Source organism: Oleisolibacter albus (assembly GCF_003336875.1).
GTDB lineage: Bacteria > Pseudomonadota > Alphaproteobacteria > Azospirillales > Azospirillaceae > Niveispirillum > Niveispirillum album.
In genome coordinates, this window is sequence record NZ_QGNJ01000010.1 from 148731 (window position 1) to 167845 (window position 19115).

Below are 19115 nucleotides of genomic sequence, written 5' to 3' on the forward strand. Positions count from 1 at the left end.
TCAGGGGCGCACACTCGGCGCTGATGCAGAAAGAGGGGTGACATCAACTCCGCCCTGTTGAAAAATGCGGGTCTTGCGCGGTCGTGTCAGTGAACCGCGATCATGGGAGGACCCGGAATGTTGCGTACCAAAGCCGCCGTGCTGGGCGGCGTCCTGAGCATTGCCCTGGCCGGCACCGCCTTCGTCCAGGCCGCGGCCGCCCAATCGGCCCCCACCCATACCGCGGACGAGCTGGGCAAGACCCTGACCCCCTTCGGCGCCATCAAGGCGGGCAATGCCGACGGCTCGATCCCGGCCTGGACCGGGGGCATCACCACGCCGCCGGCCGGCTACAAGAAGGGCATGCACCACCCCGACCCCTTCGCCGGCGACAAGCCGCTGTTCACCATCACCAAGGAGAACATGGGCAAGTACGCCGACAAGCTGACGGAGGGCCATAAGGCCCTGCTGACCCAGTATCCCACCTACAAGATGGTGGTCTACCCGTCGCACCGCAGCGCCTCGGCCCCGCAGTCGGTCTATGACGCCAGCATCGCCAACGCCAAGACGGCGCAGCTGACCCCGGACGGCAATGGCGTCCAGAACGCCAAGCACGGCATCCCCTTCCCCGTCGCCGACAGCGGCATCAAGGCGGTGTGGAACCATCTGCTGCGCTGGCGCGGCATCAACTCGACCCGCCGCTACGGTCAGGCCAATCCCCAGGCCGATGGCAGCTACACCATGATCATGATCGAGGAGAAGGGGAAGTTCCTCTACAACCAGCCCCAGGGGCCGGAAGGCAACATCTCCACCTACTTCGTGCAGGAGGTGGTGGCGCCGGCCCGACTGGCCGGTGAAATCCTGCTGGTCCACGATTCCCTGAACCAGATCGCCGAGCCGCGCAACGCCTGGACTTACAATCCCGGCCAGCGCCGTGTCCGCCGCGCGCCCAATGTGGCCTATGACAATCCCGGCACGGCGTCCGACGGGCTGCGCACCAGCGACCAGTTGGACATCTTCAACGGCGCGCCCGACCGCTACGACTGGAAGCTGGTCGGCCGCAAGGAGATGTACGTCCCGTACAATTCCTACACGCTGCACAGCAGCGACGTGAAGTACGACGACATCATCAAGCCGCGCCACATCAACCAGGATCTGGCCCGCTATGAGCTGCACCGCGTCTATGTGGTCGAAGGCACGCTGAAGCCGGGTACCAGCCACGTCTACGCCAAGCGCACCTTCTACATCGACGAGGACAGCTGGCAGATCCTGGCGGCCGACCATTATGACGGCCGCGGCCAGATGTGGCGTGTGGCCGAGGCGCACCCGATCAACTATTATGACGTCCCGGCCCTGTGGACGACGCTGGAATGCATCTACGACCTGCAATCCGGCCGCTATACCGCCCAGGGCTTCGACAATCAGGAGCCGGCCTACGATTTCGACACCAATCTGACGGCGGCCGACTTCTCGCCGGACAGCCTGCGCCGCGCCGGCGTGCGCTGATGCGGGTCAGGGGGCGGCCGGGACAGACCGCTCCCTCGATCCGGTGACGGGCGGCCCGGTTCCGGGCCGCCCGTTCTTTACAGGGACACCAACAACAGCCGCCCTCAGCGGCGGTGCAACAGGGGAGAGAGACCATGAGCAGCGAGCCGGTGCTGATCCAGGACCAGGATGGCGTCCGCACCATCACCATGAACCGCCCGGAAAAGCGCAACGCGCTGACCCCGGCCATGTACAGCAGCATGACCGCCGCCATGCGCTCGGCTGAGGATGACGGCATCCGTGCCGTGCTGTTCCGCGGGGCCGGCGGCTTCTTCACCGGCGGCAATGACATCATGGACTTCCTCTCCACCCCGCCGGTGGGGGAGGACAGCCCGGTCTTCCAGTTCCTCTATGCCCTGGCCGAGGCCAGGCTGCCGCTGCTGGCGGCGGTGGAGGGCATGGCGGTGGGCATCGGCACCACCATGCTGCTGCATTGCGATCTGGTCTATGCCACGCCGGACGCCCGCTTCCATGTGCCCTTCATCGACCTCGGCCTGGTGCCGGAGGCCGGCAGCAGCCTGCTGTTCCCGCGCACCATGGGCCATGCCCGCGCCGCCCGTCTGCTAATGCTGGGTGAAGCCATCGGCGCGGAGGAGGCCATGGCCGCCGGCATCCTCACCGGCATCGTGCCGGCCGACGGCTTCGCCGCCACGGTGGAGGCGAAGGCCAGGACCATCGCCGCCAAGCCGGCCGGCGCCATGCGCCAGACCAAGGCCCTGATGAAGCCATCGCAGGCCGACCTGATCGCCACCATCCAGCGCGAGGGCGAGATCTTCAGCCAGTGCCTGCGCTCGCCGGAAGCCGTGGCCGCCTTCCAGGCTTTTCTCAACAAGGGCAGGAAGTAAGCCGGCCGGGCGCGGCGTCCCCACCTGTCCGCCGCGCCCATTCCGGCCCCGCACAAGATGGTTGGACCGCGCAATCGCCCCACCCTTTCGATCGGACTGGCACGACCCGGCCCGATCCGTTAGAGCTTGCGGACCTGACGCACTGAACCGGATCCGTATCGACGATGTCCCGCGCCCTCGCCGCCGCCCTGATCGGGGTCTTGCTTGTGCCCGCAGCCGCCCAGGCTCAGTCCAGCATGGTGCTGGCCCAGCAGCCCGACGGGGGAAGCAAGCCGCTGTGGGAGGCGGGGCTGTTCGTCGGGGCGGCCTATCTGCCCGATTATCCCGCCGCCAGCCAGGGCCAGTTCCGCGCCTTGCCGCTGCCCTATGTCATCTACCGCGGGGACATCCTGAAGATCGGCGACGGCGGCCTGATCCGGGCGGAGAAGAGCCTGTCCGACCGGCTGGACTTCGATATCGGCCTCAGCGGCTCCTTCGACAGCGACAGCAACGACAACGACGCCCGCCGCGGCATGCCCAACCTGGACCTGCTGCTGGAAGCCGGGCCGGCGGTGACCTACCATCTGCGCGACAAGCGCGACCCGCTGCAGATCGACCTGTCGCTGGAAGTCCGCGCCGTGATCTCGGCCGAGTTCGTCAGCTTCGGCTATGAGGGCATCGCGGTAAATCCCAAGATCATCTTCAACTATGCCAATGTGGCGGACAGCGGCACCACTCTCTATCTCTCCATCGGCCCGACCTGGGGCTATGATGGGATGAACGAATATTTCTACGATGTGGCCCCGGCCTACGCCACGCCCGACCGTCCCGCCTACAAGGCCGACGAGGGCTATGTCGGCACCCGCGTCAATATCGGCGCCGCCTATCCGCTGACCGAGCGGGTGCGGGTCTTCGCCGGCACCCAGATCGGCTATTTCGGTGGCAGCAGCAACGAGGACAGCCCGCTGTTCCGCGACCGCTGGACCGTGGGCGTCGGTGCCGGCCTGACCTGGTCCTTCTGGCAGTCGGAGGCGCGGGTACAGAACCGCGACTGACACTGGGAATAGTTCCATAAGCTGCAACAGTGCATCCGCCAATGGAGCACTGTTGCCCGGCGCAGCAATGCCCTACATCCTCTGTTGCCCCTGCGATGGGCCGCACAGGAAAGGGCATGTGTCATGGGACTGCTGATCGACGGGCGCTGGCATGACCAGTGGTACGACACCGCCGCCACCGGCGGCCGCTTCGTGCGCAAGGACAGCGCTTTCCGCAACTGGGTCACGGCGGATGGTGCCCCCGGCCCCTCGGGGCATGGCGGCTTCAAGGCCGAGCCGGGCCGTTACCACCTCTATGTCTCGCTGGCCTGCCCCTGGGCCCATCGCACCCTGATCTTCCGCCGCCTCAAGGGGCTGGAGGGGATGATCGGCCTCTCCGTCGTGCATTGGCTGATGGCGGAGCAGGGCTGGACCTTCAATGACGGCCCCGGCGTCATTCCCGACCCGCTGCATCAGGCCCAGGTGCTGCACCAGATCTACACCGCCGCCGACCCGTCCTATAGCGGCCGTGTCACCGTGCCGGTGCTGTGGGACAAGCAGACCGGCGAGATCGTCAGCAACGAATCCGCCGAGATCATCCGCATGTTCAACAGCGCCTTCGATGGCGTGGGCGCCGCGCCGGGCGACTACTACCCCGAACCGCGGCGGGCGGAGATCGACGCCATCAACGCCCGCATCTACGACACCATCAACAACGGCGTCTACAAGGCCGGCTTCGCCACCACCCAGCCGGCTTACGAAGAGGCGGTGACTGCCCTGTTCGACAGCCTGAACGGGCTGGAGCAGCGGCTGTCGGGCCAGCGCTATCTGCTGGGCGACCAGGTGACGGAGGCGGACTGGCGGCTGTTCACCACCCTGCTGCGCTTCGACGCCGTCTATCACGGCCACTTCAAATGCAACCTGCGCCGCATCGCCGATTATCCCGCCCTGTCGGGCTATCTGCGCGAGCTGTACCAATGGCCGGGCGTGCGCGAGACCGTGAACTTCCAGCACATCAAGGGCCACTACTACCAGAGCCACACCATGATCAACCCCACGGGCGTGGTGCCGCTGGGCCCGGTGCTGGACCTGGACGCCCCGCACGAGCGGGAGCAGGTGCGCGGATAGTCGCCGAGGGGGGAGCGACCAGCGGCAACCGGCCGCTACTCGCTCCGTCCGCCCAGCACCGTCCGCGGCCCGACCGTGTGCTTCTTCAGCCGGGCGCCGCTGGCCGCCTCCACCTCTTCCAGCACGACCTCATAGCCCCAGAGGTCGGCCAGATGCTGCAGCACGGCCCGCGCCTCCTCCTCCTCCAGCACCACCTGGTTCATCACCCGGTGCTCCAGCAACAGCCGGCGGTCACCGGTCAGGTCCACATCGACGATCTGGATGTCGGCCTCGTTCCAGGCGATGTCATACTGGCGGGCCAGGGCCTGGCGCACTTCGCGGTAGCCGCGCTCGTCATGGATGGCCTGCACCCGCATCTCCGGTTCGCGGGCATCGTCGCGCACATGGAACAGGCGGAACTTGCGGATCAGCGCCGGCGACAGGTACTGCAACAGGAAGCTCTCGTCGCGGTAATTGGCCCAGGCCTCCTTCAGTGCCGCCATGCCGTCGCCGCGCCCGGCCAGATCGGGGAACCAGGCCCGGTCCTCGTCCGTGGGGGTGGTGGCGATGCGCTCGATGTCCTGCATCATGGCGAAACCCAGCGCATAGGGGTTGAGGCCGCCATAGCGCGGATCATCGAAGTCCGGCTGGAACACCACGCTGGTGTGGCTGTGCAGCGCCTCCAGCCAGGCGCCATCGGTGATCAGCCCGCGCTCATGCAGCGTGTGCAGGATGCGGTAATGGCAATAGCTGGCGCAGCCTTCGTTCATCACCTTGGTCTGGCGCTGCGGATAGAAGTACTGGGCGACGTGGCGGACGACGCGCAGCAGCTCCCGCTGCCAGCCCTGCAGGCGGGGCGCCTTCTTCTCCAGGAAATACAGCAGGTTCTCTTCCGGCAGCTCCAGCAGCGCCCGGCGCCGGTCGCGGTCGGACAGGGGATGCGGCCCGCCGGTCTTGCTCGGCACCGTGCGCCAGAGATCGTTGAAGGTGCGCTCGGCATGCTCCTGCCGCTCCAGTTCGCGCTTGGCCTCCAGCCGCAGATCCAGCGAGCGCCGGCGGGGATAGCGGTGGACCCCGTGATTCATCAGGGCATGGGCGGCGTCCAGCACCCGCTCCACCAGGGTGAAACCATAGCGCTCCTCGCACTTGGCCACATATTCCTTGGCGAAGGACAGGTAATCCAGGATGCCGTCGGCATCGGTCCACTGCTTGAACAGATAGTTGTTCTTGAAGAAATGGTTGTGGCCGAAGGCCGCGTGGGCGATGACCAGCGCCTGCATCGTCATGGTGTTCTCTTCCATGATGTAGCTGATGCAGGGGTTGGAATTGATGACGATCTCATAGGCCAGCCCGCGCAGGCCTTTGCGGTACAGCCCCTCGTCGCGGGCGAAATGCTTGCCGAACGACCAGTGCTTGTACAGAAGCGGCATGCCGATGCTGGAATAGGCGTCCAGCATCTGTTCGGAGGTGATGACCTCGATCTGGTTGGTATAGATGTCCAGCCCCATCTCGCCCACGGCGATGCGCTCGATGGCGTCATAGGTGCGGCGGACCTTGTCATAGTCCCAGTCGGCGCCGGTATAGAGCGGCGCACTGTCGGACGTCAGCATCAGCGTCATGCGTCGACCCCTTCGGCCATGGCGTCCTGCGCCGCCTCGCGGGAGAACAGTTCACGGAACACCGGATAGATGTCGCGGCGGTGGGTGACCCGCTTCATGGCCAGCGGCTGGCTCGGCCCCTGGATGGTCTTGTAGGTCCGCCACAGATCGGTCTCGCGGCTGCCGCCGCCATAGCCGATGCCGCTGGGCACACCATCCTGCCCCACCTCGATATAGGCGTAGTACTGGCACATGGGCAGGATCACCTGGGACAGCAGGGCCGAGGTCTTGGCATTGTCCGACAGGGCGTTGTCGCCGTCGCTGGCCTGGGCGGCGTAGATGTTCCACTCCTCGACGGGATAGCGCTCCATCACCACGCGCTGCATCTCCTCCAGCGCCGTGGAGACGACGGTGCCGCCGGTTTCGGCGCTGTAGAAGAAGGTCTCCTCGTCCACCTCCTGCGCCCGGTGGGTGTGGCGGATGAAGACCACGTCCACATGCTTGTAGCGCCGGGTCAGGAACAGGTAGAGCAGCATGTAGAAGCGCTTGGCCAGATCCTTCATGTGCTCGGTCATGGACCCCGACACGTCCATCAGACAGAACATCACCGCCTGGGCCGAGGGCTTGGGCACGGCCTGGAACCGGTTATAGCGGACATCGACCGGATCGATATAGGGGATGCGCTGGGTCCGGCGCAGCAGCACCTCCAGCTCCGCCCGCGCCGCACGCAGCCGCTCGGCATCGCTGTTGTCCCGCTCCAGCCGGTCGATCTCCTCCCGCAGCGCCTTGACCTCGTCACCGGTGGGCCGGTTCAGGGCGATGCGCCGGGCCAGACTGTTGCGCATGGTGCGCACGAGGTTGAGGTTGGTGGGCGAGCCGCTGACCGAATAGCCGGCGCGCTGGAAGGATACGGATTCCGTCACCTTCAGCTTGCGCTTGGCCAGATCCGGCAGTTCCAGGTCCTCCAGGAACAGGTCGATGAACTCCTCGCGCGTCAGGGCGAAACGGAACTCATCCTCGCCGCCGCCATCTTCGGAGCCTTCGTTGCCGCCGCCGCCGCCGCCCCGGGGCGGACGGCCGATGCGGTCGCCGGTCATGAACTCCTTGTTGCCGGGCACGACGATGTCGCGCAGCCCGCCGGAGGCGGAGCGGTGGAAGGTGGGTTCACGGATGCCGTCCGGCGAAATCACGATGTCGCCGCCGACATCGATGTCCTTGAGCTTGCGCCGGCCGCTGGCATCGCGCACGGCCCGCATCACCTGCTCCTTGGCACGGCGCAGGAAGCGCTGGCGGTTGGCCAGGCTCTTTCCCTTGGGATTCAGGCGTCGGTCGATGATGGTGAACAAGCTTTCACATCCTTTCCGTGCCGTCCGTAGGCGTTCCGTGCCACCCCTGGGTCCGGGGGACGCCGCGCGGCGCCCCCCGGACCGCCGGAGATCAGCCGGCCTGCTTGACCCGCATGTACCACTCCACCAGCCGCCGGACCTGCCGCTCGGTATAGCCGCGCTCGGTCATGCGGTTGACGAAATCGTTGTGCTTCTTCTCGGTGTCGCTGTCCTTCTTGCTGCCGAAGCTGATCACCGGCAGCAATTCCTCGACCTGGCTGAACATCCGCCGCTCGATGACGTCGCGCAGCTTCTCGTAGCTGGTCCAGGACGGGTTGCGCCCGCCATTCTGCGCCCGCATGCGCAGGGAGAACTTGACCACCTCATTGCGGAAGTCCTTGGGATTGGCGATCCCCGCCGGCTTCTCGATCTTGGTCAGCTCCTGGTTCAGCAGCTCGCGGTTCAGCAGCTGGCCCGTATCCGGGTCCTTGAAATCCTGATCCTCGATCCAGGCGTCGGCATAATCCACATAGCGGTCGAACAGGTTCTGACCGTAATCATGGTAGGATTCCAGATAGGCTTTCTGGATTTCGTTGCCGATGAACTCGGCATAGCGGGGCGCCAGCTCCGCCTTGATGAATTCCAGATACTTCTTTTCCGTCTCGTCCGGGAACTGCTCGCGCTTGATCGACTGCTCCAGGATGTACATCAGATGCACCGGATCGGCGCCGACCTCGGTGTTGTCATAGTTGAAGGTGCTGGCCAGCACCTTGAAGGCGAAGCGGGTGGAGATGCCGTTCATGCCCTCGTCCACGCCGGCCGCGTCCTTGTACTCCTGCAGCGTCTTGGCCTTGGGGTCGGTCTCCTTCAGGCTTTCGCCGTCATAGACCCGCATCTTGCTGAACAGGTTGGAATTGCCATGCTCGCGCAGGCGCGACAGCACGGCGAAGCGGGCCAGCATCTCCAGCGTGGCCGGGGCGCAGGGCGCCTCCGCCAGTTCGGATCCGCGGATCAGCTTCTCATAGATCTTCTGCTCCTCGGTGACCCGCAGGCAGTACGGAACCTTGATGACGCAGATACGGTCGATGAAGGCTTCGTTGTTCTTGTTGTTCTTGAAGCTCTGCCACTCCGCCTCGTTGCTGTGGGCCATGATGACACCCTGGAACGGCAGGGCACCGATATTCTCGGTGCCGATATAGTTGCCTTCCTGGGTGGCCGTCAGCAGCGGGTGCAGCATCTTGATCGGCGCCTTGAACATCTCGACGAATTCCAGGATGCCCTGGTTCGCCCGGTTCAGGCCGCCGGAGTAGCTGTAGGCGTCGGGATCGTTCTGGCTGTACAGTTCCAGCTTGCGGATATCGACCTTGCCCACCAGGGACGAAATGTCCTGGTTGTTCTCGTCGCCGGGCTCGGTCTTCGACACCGCCACCTGGCGCAGGCGCGACGGCCGCAGCTTCACCACCTTGAACTTGCGGATGTCACCGTCGAACTCGTCGAGCCGCTTCAGCGCCCAGGGGCTCAGCAGGCCGGTCAGCCGGCGGCGCGGCACGCCGTAGCGGTCCTCGATGACGGCGCCCATCTTCTCCGGGTCGAACAGGCCCAGCGGGCTTTCGAACACAGGGCTGACCTGCTCGCCGGCCTTCAGCACATAGATGGGGCGGTCCTCCATCAGCGCCTTCAGCCGTTCGGCCAGGGACGACTTGCCGCCGCCCACGGGGCCCAGCAGGTACAGGATCTGCTTGCGCTCCTCCAGCCCCTGCGCCGCATGGCGGAAGAAGCCGACGATGCGCTCGATGGTCTCCTCCATGCCGAAGAACTCGGCGAAGGCGGGATAGACCTTGATGGTGCGGTTCATGAAGATCCGCGACAGGCGCGGATCGCGGGCGGTATCCACCACCTCCGGCTCGCCGATGGCCTCCAGCAGGCGCTCGGCGGCGGTGGCGTACATGGACGGGTCGTCGCGGCAGCCTTCGAGATATTCCAACAATGACATCTCGGTGTCGCGGCGGCTTTCATAGGACTGGGCGTAGCTGGCGAACAGGTCGGTGACCGGACTCATCAGCGATCTCCTTGAGGCGGACCCGGCGGCGACCGGTGCTTGCGGTCGGCCCGGCATTTTCCAAGTGGCGGCAGGTCGCGGCGGGGGACAGAGCGGGCCGCGGCCCGACGGAGGCATCCCTGGAAAAGGAACCCGCTGCCGGGCTCCAGGGTCCCGGTGCGGCTAAGGAATTCTGCGGCGCCTGCGGTCATCTCCCCCGCGAGCGGCAGCCTTGGTGGAACCGGTCCGCCCCGGACAGATCCGCGGCGGGCGGGTTCCCGGACAGCCAGGGGCAGCGGCATGGCACGGCGGTGGCGCCTGCTGCCCTCATGTTGGTCGTCCCTGCATTCGTCACCCCCGCAGCGGGACGGACCGTCCTGCCGGGGTCGGGGGGAACGGAAGTTGGCCTGACCTGTCACCGCATGTCCTCCGCCGTGCTGTGAAGACCATGCTCGCCACAATCTCTTAACGGAATATGGCGACGCCGGGGCGGCCCGACCAGTCTCCGGCAACTTGTCACAGTATTCTGCATGCCAGCTTAAAACGAACATGCGCATTTCGTCCCGGCCCCGGAATGAAATTCCGACGCCCGATCCGGCGGTGCTGACGGGACGTGACAATCCCGGTGCCCGCGCATCGATGTCGCCGAGTTCGATCCCGTGCATCGTTGCGACCCTGCCAAACCGCTGCCCTGCAGCATGAAAAAAGCATGACCCGATTTCCCAGGGTCGGCAAGGTACGCGGACGCATCTCTCGGATAGGTGGTGTGAAACCCGGCGAATGGCCCTACACCTTGGCACGCGGGATGTAGGCGAGGTGCCCCCTCCCTGCCGCCGCCCCCGGTTCCGGGGCCGCGCCCTGGCGACTCCGGTGCCCGCGCCCGGTGATCCAGGCCGGGGTGGCCCGGCGTCACGGCAGGCGGAACGTCCTTCGCAGTTGCAACAAAGACACGTCAATTGTGTTCTTCACATCCGAGCACCCGCGTTTCGAATCATGGTGTTCACAATCCCGCCATGATGCAGTGCAATGGTGCAGTGCCCAACAGGATGGCGTGTCCAACCGGTTGGGCCGTGACAACCGGTAAAAACAAACCTGGTGAGAAAAGATGTTTCCGGCAGACCTTGAGAAAGCGTTCACTTCCGCCTGTGCCGAGCTGGGTCTCGACCCCGCGAACACCAACATCTTCCACCTGGAGTGCCGCCGTCAGGGCCGGGACCCCAAGAGCACCCGCGCCTTCGACCTCGACAAGAACCCCAGCGACATGTGGGCGAGCTTCCGCAAGCTGAAGCGCGCCAGCTGATCTCCCGCCGGCCGGGGGCGGCATTCGCCGCCGTCCCCGGCCCGCACCGACGGGCCGGCGCCTTGCCACCTCCTGCAACGACGCAAGGGGAGCGGCTCCGCCGGACACGACCGGATCGGTCCGGCAGCGGGCCAGTCCAGTGAATGACCGGTCGAGTGAATACGGTACGCACACGAAAACGGCCGCCCTCCGGGGCGGCCGTTCGTGTTTCCGCGACGGGGCGGGACCGTCCGCCCCGGCCTCACTCCCGGCCGGGCCGGAAATGGCGCATGAAGCGTGCCGGCGACGGCAGCAGTCCGGCCAGACCGCCCATCTCCTTCATCCGGCCGATGCCCTTGCCCACCCGCAGCACATCGCGGATCCGCCGGTCGAGGAAGGCCCAGCTGTCGCCATTATCCTCGCTGCGGTCATCGAGCCAGACCAGGGTGGTGGAGGTCAGCACCCCCGACAGCAGCAGGCGCTTGGTGTAGAAATTATAGTCGGTGCTGGTGTCGCCCGCCGCCACCCACATGGCATCGACCGTGCGATAGAGCAGGCGCGGCGCCAGTCCGGCCGCCTGCGGCAGCGTCAGGAAGGACACCGACCGCCGCACCGCCTCGCGGTAGGGCGTCAGGATCTCCAGCCGGGTGCGCACGGCCAGGGTGATGCGGTCCTGCACGCGCAGGGCGGCCAGATCGTGTCCGGCCAGCTGCGCCAGCATCGTGCGGTCGGCCCAGCCGCTGAAATGGGCGACCACCTGCACCGGCCCGTCGGGGAAGGCGGCCAGGGCCTCCTCGCGCGCATAGCCGGCCATCTGGGCGCCGCGCAGCATGGCGGCCCGGGTCCAGCCGTCGAAGGCAACGTCGGGCAGCATGCCCAGCAGGATGGCATCGCGCCGCGCCGTCAGCTCATCCTCCGGGGCCGCCTGTGGATCCGCCTGGAGGTCCGGCGCCCCCGTCGGGGCCTCGGAGTCGGACGGCATGGTGTCCGTCTCCACGGCCGGACCGCTGACCGGCTGCAGCACCGCGGTCTCGTCCGGATCGGCAGCGGGCACGGGGGCGCCGGGCGTGGGTGCGCCAGGCGTGGGTGCGTTGGGATCGGGGATGGCGGCCATGGGGGGCTCCGGGCTGCGGATCGGGATCAGATGGAAACATGGGCCGGGCCGCTTGGTTCGGCCAGCCCTGGCGGCGGGGGTTTTGAAGGCTTCAGCGGGCGGGGCCCGGCCTGCCCCCGGCCTCGGCTCCGAAATATTTCAGCTCCTCGGTGAAGGTCAGCCGCGTCAGGTCGGGCATGCGGTCGGGATAGAGGATGCCGTCCAGATGATCCAGCTCGTGCTGGATGACTCGGGCCAGGGTGCCGCTGGCCTCCGCTTCCACCGGCTGGCCGTCCAGGCCATGGCCGCGATAGCGGATCTGCCGGTAGCGGGGCACGAATCCGCGCAGACCGGGAATCGACAGGCAGCCCTCCCAGCCCGACACCATCTCGTCGGACAGGGCCTCGATCTCCGGATTGATCAGCACCTGCGGCTCCAGCGGCCCGTCGCCGGCGGCCCCGCTGCTGCGCTCCGGCGGCACGCGGAAGACGATGATGCGCCAGCCCACATGCACCTGGGGCGCCGCCAGCCCGATTCCGGGGGCATCGATCATGGTCTCGATCATGTCCAGCGCCAGCTGGCGCACCACGGCCGGCACCGGCAGTTGCACCGGCTCGGCCCGCCGCCGCAGCACCGGATGTCCCATGCGCGCGATCTTGAGAATGGCCATGCGTCCTCCCCTCCCCGGTTCTGTGCCGCTTCGGGCATGCCACAGCCGGACATGCCGCCCCTGTGCATGACGCCCATGACGGCGTTTCCATCGGTAGCCTGTTCCGCGGGGCCTTCACAAGCCCGCCCTCGCCTGTTATACACGCTGCGACTGGATCGGGCAGCCGCACGACCTTTACGGGTCGCGCCTGCCCTTCGTTCATTCGTAACTTAACCCGCGTGATGCCGGCCTGCCGGTGCGCGCACGATTGGAGTGGTGACGACCCGTGCAAGTTCTGGTTCGTGACAACAACGTCGATCAGGCCCTGCGCGCGCTGAAGAAGAAGATGCAGCGCGAGGGCATCTTCCGCGAGATGAAGCTGCGCCGCAATTACGAGAAGCCCTCCGAGAAGCGCGCCCGCGAGAAGGCCGAGGCCATCCGCCGTGCCCGCAAGCTTCTGCGTAAGCGTCTGGAGCGCGAGGGCTACTAAGCCCTGGCACTGTTGTCCGGCAGCGTTTGTCGGGCTTGACGGGATTGAGAGCCGCCCCGCGGATATGCAGGGCGGCTTTTGGTCTTTGTGGAGTCGGGGTGGCACCTTTGCGCCCGATGTGACGGCCCGCCGCAAAGCGGCTGACAGGCCCGTTGACGCGGACAGGCCCGTTGACAGGGCCGGCGCCCCTCTCCACTCTGCCCCCGTTCCAAGGGGGGCCCCGGCAAGGGGCTGAGATGCCGCTGGCGGGGGTGATCCCCGGCGCGGGGACCCTTCGAACCTGATCCGGGTCATACCGGCGTAGGGAACGGAACAGGCGCCCCGGCCTTCTGGCGACCGCCTCCTGGCGACTCGGCAGGTCCGCCCGGGGAGACCGCCCCCATCTCGCGCAGTTGCGCCCGGATCTCCCCCGATCGCGAGGAGATCCCGATGCCAGATCACAGCCTTCCCGCCGACACCGCCGCCGCGGGCGATTTCCGCGTCACCACCGGCCCCCTGCCGGCCAGCCGTAAGATCCATGTGCCCGGCCGGCTGTTCCCGGACCTGCGCGTGGCCATGCGCGAGATCGATCTGACGCCCTCGGCCAACGAGCCACCGGTGCGGGTCTACGACACCTCCGGTCCCTACAGCGATCCGGATGCCCGCATCGACATCCGCGGCGGCCTGCCGGCCCTGCGCCGGCGCTGGATCGAGTCCCGCGGCGATGTGGAGACCTATGACGGCCGCGCCGTGCGGCCGGAAGACAACGGATTGAAGTCCGGCCAGGACAGCCCGGTGCCCCTGTTCGACCGGGCCGGCCGCCGGCCCCTGCGCGCCAGGCCGGGCCGCAATGTCAGCCAGATGCATTATGCCAAGGCCGGCATCATCACGCCGGAGATGGAATACATCGCCATCCGCGAGACTCTCGGCCGGGAGAGGCTGCGCGAGGCCGCCCGGCGCTCGGGCGAGAGCTTCGGGGCCGCCATCCCCGATCATGTGACACCGGAATTCGTGCGCGACGAGGTGGCCCGCGGCCGCGCTGTCATCCCCAGCAACATCAACCATCCCGAGTCCGAGCCGATGATCATCGGCCGGAACTTCCTGGTGAAGATCAACGCCAATATCGGCAATTCCGCCGTCACCTCCAGCGTGGCGGACGAGGTGGACAAGCTGGTCTGGGCCATCCGCTGGGGCGCCGACACGGTGATGGACCTGTCCACCGGCCGCAACATCCACACGATCCGCGAATGGATCCTGCGCAACAGCCCGGTGCCCATCGGCACCGTGCCGATCTATCAGGCCCTGGAGAAGGTGGGCGGCAAGGCCGAGGAGCTGACCTGGGACCTGTTCCGCGACACGCTGATCGAGCAGGCCGAACAGGGGGTGGACTATTTCACCATCCATGCCGGCGTGCGCCTGGCCTATATCCCGCTGACGGCCCGCCGGGTCACCGGCATCGTCAGCCGCGGCGGCTCGATCATGGCCAAATGGTGCCTGGCCCATCACCGCGAGAATTTCCTCTACACCCATTTCGAGGAGATCTGCGAGATCATGAAGGCCTATGACGTGGCCTTCTCGCTGGGTGACGGGCTGCGGCCCGGCTCCATCGCCGACGCCAACGACGACGCCCAGTTCGGTGAACTGGAAACCCTGGGCGAGCTGACGAGGATCGCCTGGCGGCACGATGTCCAGACCATCATCGAGGGGCCGGGCCATGTGCCCATGCACCTGATCAAGGAGAACATGGACAAGCAGCTGCGCGAATGCGGCGAGGCCCCCTTCTACACGCTGGGACCGCTGACGACGGATATCGCGCCGGGCTACGACCACATCACCAGCGGCATCGGGGCCGCCATGATCGGCTGGTACGGCACCGCCATGCTCTGCTACGTCACGCCGAAGGAGCATCTGGGCCTGCCCGACCGCGACGACGTCAAGGTCGGCGTGGTCACCTACAAGATCGCCGCCCATGCCGCCGATCTCGCCAAGGGCCACCCGGCCGCGCGGGAACGCGACGATGCCCTCTCCCGCGCCCGCTTCGAGTTCCGCTGGAAGGACCAGTTCAACCTGTCCCTCGACCCGGAGACGGCCGAGCGCTTCCACGACCAGACCCTGCCGGCCGACGGTGCCAAGCTGGCCCATTTCTGCTCCATGTGCGGGCCGAAATTCTGCTCGATGAAGATCACGCAGGAGGTGCGCGACTACGCCGCCCGGCAGGCGGCGGAGGTCCAGGCCGGCATGGCGGCCATGTCCGCCGCCTTCAAGGAAAAGGGCGGGCAGGTCTATCTCTCCGACCGCCCCGTGCCGGAGGATCATCACTGACAGGGGGCGGCGGCAAGGGGCAGCGGCAGGGGCGGCGGCAGGAGGCAGCGGCAGGGCCGGCCGGCACAAGGCCCGGGCACCGCAGCCCGTGCGCACGCCCTCTGCTCCCTTGCCCCCACCGCCCATCCCCACCGCCCATCCCCACCGCGTCGTGCCCGCGCAGGCGGGCACCCAGGGTCACAGGCGCGACGCCCCGCCCCGCCCGGATCCTCCGCCTTGCGCGGAGGACGACGCGGGAAATGCAAGTCCCGGATCGGGGGGCCCCATCGCCCCCCTGTCGTCCCGCCGCCCCTACGCCCGGCGGCGGCGGCGGAAGGTGGCCGTGGTGAATTCCGGCGGCTTGTTGGCGACCCAGCGGATGAAATCGGCGATGGCCGGGTGGGCGCGCAGCGCTTCCACCGTGGCATAGCGGTCGCGCAGCTCCCGCTCGTTCAGCTCCGCATGGATCTTGCGGTGGCAGACCCGGTGCAGCGGCACCGTCACCGTACCGCCCTGGCTCTTCGGCACCAGATGATGGTCCTCCACGCTGGGACCTGCGCGCATCGGGCGCCCGCACAGCGGGCATGGCCCCAGCGACCGGCGGTCGCAGGCCGGCCGTTCCGGCAGGTCGATGGGCAGGGGCTGAAGACGGCGCATAACCGCCACTATAGGGGCTTTCGCCTCTGCCGCCAGCCCTGGCCCTGCATCCGGCGCGGACGCGCCCTGCGGCAACCCATCTTTGCCGCCCGCACCGACCGGCGCATATCAGGATCATGCTTGCCGACCCCGCACCGCCCGCTTCACCCTCGCCTGCACCGACCAGCCGCATCGTTCCGCTGATCGTCGCCTGCGCCCTGTTCATGGAGAATCTCGACAGCACCGTGATCGCCACGGCGCTGCCGACCATGGCCCGCAGCCTGGGGGAGGACCCGCTGCGGCTCAGCATGGCCATCACCGCCTATCTGCTCAGTCTGGCCGTGTTCATCCCCCTGTCCGGCTGGATGGCCGACCGCTTCGGGGCACGGCGGGTGTTCCGCACCGCCATCCTGATCTTCACCCTGGGGTCGGTCTGCTGCGGCCTGTCGCAGAATCTGGCGGAGCTGGTGGCCGCCCGCATCCTCCAGGGCATGGGCGGCGCCATGATGACGCCCGTGGGCCGTCTGGTCCTGCTGCGCAGCACGCCCAAGGCCGAGCTGGTGCGGGCCATGGCCTGGTTCACCGTGCCGGCCCTGCTGGGGCCGGTGCTGGGACCACCGGTGGGCGGCTTCATCGTCACCCATGTCTCCTGGCGCTGGATCTTCTTCGTCAATGTGCCCATCGGCCTGCTGGGCATGCTGCTGGCCGGCCGCTTCATCCCCGAGATCCGCGAGGACAGCGTGCCGCCGCTGGATCTCACAGGGTTCGTCTGGCTGGCCCTCGGCCTGTCCGGGGCCATGTTCGGGCTGGAGACGGTGGGGCGCGACGTGCTGCCGCCTCCAGCCGTGGCGGCGCTGCTGGTCCTTGCCGTGGTGGCCCTGGCCCTCTATGTCCGCCATGCCCGGCGTGTGGAGCATCCGCTGCTGGGCTGGGCGCCCATGCGCATCAGCAGTTTCGGCCTTGCCATCATCGGCGGTTCGCTGTTCCGCATCGGCATCGGTGCCATTCCCTTCCTGCTGCCCCTGATGCTGCAGGCGGGGTTCGGCATGTCGGCCCTCCGCTCCGGTCTGCTGACCTTCGTCAGCGCCGCCGGGGCCATGGGGATGAAGCTGGTGGCCCAGATGGTGCTGGCCCGCTTCGGCTTCCGGCCGGTGCTGGTGGTCAATGGCTTGATCGCCAGCCTGTTCCTGATCGGCTTCGGCCTGTTCCGGCCGGACACGCCGCACGCCATCATCCTGGCCGTGCTGTTCGTCAGCGGCTTCTTCCGCTCGCTGCAGTTCACCGCCGTCAATACGCTGGCCTTCGCCGACATGCCGCGGGCGCTGATGAGCGCCGCCACCAGCTTCTCGGCCACGGCCCAGCAGATGTCGCTCAGCCTGGGGGTGGTCGTGGGTGCCATGGCCTTGCATCTGGCCCGGCTGGCCGCGGAACGGGACACGCTGACCGCCGCCGATTTCTGGCCGGCCTTCCTCACCGTCGGGGTGATTTCGCTGCTGTCGGTCCCGGTGTTCCTGCGCCTGTCCCGCGATGCCGGCGACGAGGTCAGCGGCCACCGCAGCGCCCAGGCCCTGCCCGAGCGGGGGCAGGAGGCGGATTGACCCCGGCCATCGGGCGCTCCACTTTCTTTCCGGAGCGCTGACACTGTTCGGGAGGCGGTCGATGTCCGCACGCTGCACCATTGGCGACCTGGCCAGGAGCGCCGGCACCAAGGTGGAAACCATCCGCTGGTACGAACGCGAAGGGCTGCTGCCGCCGGCGGAGCGCTCCTCCGGCAATTACCGGCTCTACACCGCAGCGCACCAGCGCCGGCTGGTCTTCATCCGCCGGGCCCGGGAACTGGGTTTTAGCCTGGAGGCAGTGCGCACATTGCTGGATCTGGCCGATCATCCGACCCAGCCCTGCCACGCCGCCGATGCGCTGGCGGCCCGCCATCTGGCCGAGGTCGAGCGCAAGCTGGCCGACCTGGAACGGCTGCGCGACAGCCTGCGCGCCCTGACCACGGAATGCGGCCACGGCACCGCCGCCGATTGTCGCATCCTGGAAGCGCTCAGCGCCTAGCACATTGGCGTCCCCCGGGAATCGCCGGGCCGAGGGGCTGGTATTTCCTGCCGCTTCGTGCGAGCAAACAGGGATAGGCCCATTCGCCGGGAGCCGTTCCCATCATGCCCATCGAAGTCCATCACCTCGCCAATTCGCGGTCTCACCGCATCCTCTGGCTGCTGGAGGAACTTGGCCTGCCCTATACGGTGGTGCGCTACGAACGGGACCCACAGACGCAGTTGGCTCCGCCCGAACTGAAGAAGATCCATCCGCTGGGCAAGTCCCCCGTGATCCGCGACGGGGACCTGCTGCTGGCGGAATCGGGTGCCATCGTCGAATACATGCTGCAACATCATGGCTATGGCCGGCTGGTGCCGCCGGTCGGTACCGACGACCATGTGCGCTATCTGCACTGGCTGCATTTCGCCGAAGGCTCGGCCATGCTGATCCTGGTGCTGAAGCTCTATCTTGGCCGGCTGGGCGATGCCGCGGCCCCGCTGGCACCGCGGGTGGATGGACAGATCGCCGACCATCTCGCCTATATGGAAACCAGCCTCGCCGGCCATGACTGGTTCGCCGGTGATGATTTCACTGCCGCCGACATCATGATGAGTTTCCCGGTGGAAGCGGCCTTCCGCCGCGGCGGGCTGGAACACTTCCCCAATCTCGCCCGCTTCCTGAAGGCGGTGCAGACCCGTCCGGCCTACCGACGCGCCCTGGACAAGGGCGGCCCCTACATCTACGACCGCCAGAACGACTGACGGCGCCTGGTCCAGCCGTTTCCGCGCCGGGACGCGACCCGGCGGGGGGCATGGGACGCCGCGGCCGCCCGCGCCTGTGCCCGGCCAATCAATGGACAATAATCCTATTTCATGCTTCCCTGAGCCGATGCCCTCCAGGTGGGGCGCGTGGGTCTTGGACAAGGTTAAGACAACGTAAAACAGGTCTCTTAAGGTGACATGCGCCCCCAGCGCCGGTTCATGTCGCCTTTGTCGCGTTAAGGATAAAAGTCCTAATACAAACAAGGCCCTATCAGGCGACATCCCGTCGGCCTTCCGTCGCCTTAGTCGCCTGGACTGCCCCCCTAAACTGGGACATCTGGAAAAGCTACAGTTCTCTTGAGAGGAGAGGGCTGATGGGCAAGCGACGTAGTTTAGAGGAGAAGTTGGCTGCGTTGGCGCGGGTTGAGGCCGGAGAG

At 67.2% G+C, this 19115-nt stretch carries 16 protein-coding genes and 1 riboswitch; of the genes, 10 read left to right on the forward strand and 6 right to left on the reverse strand.

Going from position 1 to position 19115, the window contains the following annotated elements; genetic code table 11:
* The first annotated feature begins 117 nt into the window (after positions 1-117).
* The 4 genes from DK368_RS14825 (at position 118) to DK368_RS14840 (ending at position 4510) form a co-directional block, all read left to right on the forward strand.
* Positions 118-1485 carry a DUF1329 domain-containing protein gene (locus DK368_RS14825; protein WP_114394742.1) on the forward strand — a complete coding sequence of 456 codons (1368 nt, stop codon included), beginning with the start codon at positions 118-120 and terminating at the stop codon, positions 1483-1485.
* Positions 1486-1619: 134 nt separating this feature from the next.
* Positions 1620-2369 carry an enoyl-CoA hydratase gene (locus DK368_RS14830; protein WP_114394743.1) on the forward strand — a complete coding sequence of 250 codons (750 nt, stop codon included), beginning with the start codon at positions 1620-1622 and terminating at the stop codon, positions 2367-2369.
* Positions 2370-2533: 164 nt separating this feature from the next.
* Complete coding sequence (locus DK368_RS14835; RefSeq protein WP_114394744.1) at positions 2534-3403, forward strand: MipA/OmpV family protein; 870 nt, start codon at positions 2534-2536, stop codon at positions 3401-3403.
* A gap of 123 nt (positions 3404-3526) precedes the next feature.
* Positions 3527-4510 (forward strand): glutathione S-transferase family protein, encoded by a 984-nt coding sequence (locus DK368_RS14840; RefSeq protein WP_114394745.1) that lies wholly within the window; start codon positions 3527-3529, stop codon positions 4508-4510.
* Positions 4511-4545: 35 nt separating this feature from the next.
* Here DK368_RS14840 and DK368_RS14845 read toward each other — a convergent pair whose 3' ends face one another.
* The 3 genes from DK368_RS14845 to DK368_RS14855 all read right to left on the reverse strand — a co-directional run bounded on the left by DK368_RS14845 (position 4546) and on the right by DK368_RS14855 (position 9471).
* Positions 4546-6108 carry a SpoVR family protein gene (locus DK368_RS14845; protein WP_240002515.1) on the reverse strand — a complete coding sequence of 521 codons (1563 nt, stop codon included), beginning with the start codon at positions 6106-6108 and terminating at the stop codon, positions 4546-4548.
* Complete coding sequence (locus tag DK368_RS14850; protein ID WP_114394746.1) at positions 6105-7433, reverse strand: YeaH/YhbH family protein; 1329 nt, start codon at positions 7431-7433, stop codon at positions 6105-6107. Before DK368_RS14850 ends, DK368_RS14845 begins: the two co-directional genes overlap by 4 nt.
* Before the next feature lie 91 nt (positions 7434-7524).
* Positions 7525-9471 carry a PrkA family serine protein kinase gene (locus DK368_RS14855; protein WP_114394747.1) on the reverse strand — a complete coding sequence of 649 codons (1947 nt, stop codon included), beginning with the start codon at positions 9469-9471 and terminating at the stop codon, positions 7525-7527.
* Between the two features lie 1084 nt (positions 9472-10555).
* On the opposite strand from DK368_RS14855, the gene DK368_RS14860 reads away from it, so the two are divergent.
* The gene (locus DK368_RS14860) at positions 10556-10750 is read left to right on the forward strand and encodes a hypothetical protein (RefSeq protein ID WP_114394748.1); all 195 of its coding nucleotides are present in this window, start codon (positions 10556-10558) and stop codon (positions 10748-10750) included.
* A 241-nt stretch (positions 10751-10991) separates the two neighbouring features.
* On the opposite strand, the gene DK368_RS14865 is transcribed toward DK368_RS14860, so the two are convergent.
* Positions 10992-11843 (reverse strand): COQ9 family protein, encoded by an 852-nt coding sequence (locus DK368_RS14865; RefSeq protein ID WP_240002516.1) that lies wholly within the window; start codon positions 11841-11843, stop codon positions 10992-10994.
* A gap of 91 nt (positions 11844-11934) precedes the next feature.
* A complete protein-coding gene (gene def / locus DK368_RS14870) occupies positions 11935-12492 on the reverse strand; it encodes a peptide deformylase (protein ID WP_114394749.1) in 558 nt (185 codons plus the stop codon).
* 265 nt (positions 12493-12757) lie between these two features.
* Here def and rpsU point away from each other — a divergent pair, with 265 nt between their 5' ends.
* Both rpsU and thiC read left to right on the forward strand, forming a co-directional pair.
* Positions 12758-12961: a 30S ribosomal protein S21 gene (gene rpsU / locus DK368_RS14875; protein WP_012567245.1), complete on the forward strand. Its 204-nt coding sequence runs from the start codon at positions 12758-12760 to the stop codon at positions 12959-12961.
* 201 nt (positions 12962-13162) lie between these two features.
* Positions 13163-13286, forward strand: a riboswitch (TPP riboswitch).
* 104 nt (positions 13287-13390) lie between these two features.
* Positions 13391-15262 carry a phosphomethylpyrimidine synthase ThiC gene (gene thiC / locus DK368_RS14880; RefSeq protein ID WP_114394750.1) on the forward strand — a complete coding sequence of 624 codons (1872 nt, stop codon included), beginning with the start codon at positions 13391-13393 and terminating at the stop codon, positions 15260-15262.
* A gap of 291 nt (positions 15263-15553) precedes the next feature.
* On the opposite strand, the gene DK368_RS14885 is transcribed toward thiC, so the two are convergent.
* Positions 15554-15898, reverse strand: a complete 345-nt coding sequence (locus DK368_RS14885) for an HNH endonuclease signature motif containing protein (RefSeq protein WP_114394751.1) — start codon at positions 15896-15898, stop codon at positions 15554-15556.
* Between the two features lie 116 nt (positions 15899-16014).
* Here DK368_RS14885 and DK368_RS14890 point away from each other — a divergent pair, with 116 nt between their 5' ends.
* From DK368_RS14890 to DK368_RS14900, 3 genes are all read left to right on the forward strand, one after another.
* Positions 16015-17475: a DHA2 family efflux MFS transporter permease subunit gene (locus tag DK368_RS14890; RefSeq protein ID WP_114394752.1), complete on the forward strand. Its 1461-nt coding sequence runs from the start codon at positions 16015-16017 to the stop codon at positions 17473-17475.
* A gap of 61 nt (positions 17476-17536) precedes the next feature.
* Complete coding sequence (locus DK368_RS14895) at positions 17537-17935, forward strand: MerR family transcriptional regulator (protein ID WP_114394753.1); 399 nt, start codon at positions 17537-17539, stop codon at positions 17933-17935.
* Between the two features lie 104 nt (positions 17936-18039).
* Positions 18040-18678 (forward strand): glutathione S-transferase family protein, encoded by a 639-nt coding sequence (locus DK368_RS14900; RefSeq protein WP_114394754.1) that lies wholly within the window; start codon positions 18040-18042, stop codon positions 18676-18678.
* The last annotated feature ends 437 nt before the right edge of the window (positions 18679-19115 follow it).

What these genes read in the sequence shown, in the direction of transcription:
- DK368_RS14825 (WP_114394742.1), top strand. Translation starts at nt 118, where the DNA reads ATGTTGCGTACCAAAGCCGCCGTGCTGGGCGGCGTCCTGAGCATTGCC.
- DK368_RS14830 (WP_114394743.1), top strand. Translation starts at nt 1,620, where the DNA reads ATGAGCAGCGAGCCGGTGCTGATCCAGGACCAGGATGGCGTCCGCACC.
- DK368_RS14835 (WP_114394744.1), top strand. Translation starts at nt 2,534, where the DNA reads ATGTCCCGCGCCCTCGCCGCCGCCCTGATCGGGGTCTTGCTTGTGCCC.
- DK368_RS14840 (WP_114394745.1), top strand. Translation starts at nt 3,527, where the DNA reads ATGGGACTGCTGATCGACGGGCGCTGGCATGACCAGTGGTACGACACC.
- DK368_RS14845 (WP_240002515.1), bottom strand. Translation starts at nt 6,108, where the DNA reads ATGACGCTGATGCTGACGTCCGACAGTGCGCCGCTCTATACCGGCGCC.
- DK368_RS14855 (WP_114394747.1), bottom strand. Translation starts at nt 9,471, where the DNA reads ATGAGTCCGGTCACCGACCTGTTCGCCAGCTACGCCCAGTCCTATGAA.
- DK368_RS14860 (WP_114394748.1), top strand. Translation starts at nt 10,556, where the DNA reads ATGTTTCCGGCAGACCTTGAGAAAGCGTTCACTTCCGCCTGTGCCGAG.
- DK368_RS14865 (WP_240002516.1), bottom strand. Translation starts at nt 11,843, where the DNA reads ATGGCCGCCATCCCCGATCCCAACGCACCCACGCCTGGCGCACCCACG.
- def (WP_114394749.1), bottom strand. Translation starts at nt 12,492, where the DNA reads ATGGCCATTCTCAAGATCGCGCGCATGGGACATCCGGTGCTGCGGCGG.
- thiC (WP_114394750.1), top strand. Translation starts at nt 13,391, where the DNA reads ATGCCAGATCACAGCCTTCCCGCCGACACCGCCGCCGCGGGCGATTTC.
- DK368_RS14885 (WP_114394751.1), bottom strand. Translation starts at nt 15,898, where the DNA reads ATGCGCCGTCTTCAGCCCCTGCCCATCGACCTGCCGGAACGGCCGGCC.
- DK368_RS14890 (WP_114394752.1), top strand. Translation starts at nt 16,015, where the DNA reads ATGCTTGCCGACCCCGCACCGCCCGCTTCACCCTCGCCTGCACCGACC.
- DK368_RS14895 (WP_114394753.1), top strand. Translation starts at nt 17,537, where the DNA reads ATGTCCGCACGCTGCACCATTGGCGACCTGGCCAGGAGCGCCGGCACC.
- DK368_RS14900 (WP_114394754.1), top strand. Translation starts at nt 18,040, where the DNA reads ATGCCCATCGAAGTCCATCACCTCGCCAATTCGCGGTCTCACCGCATC.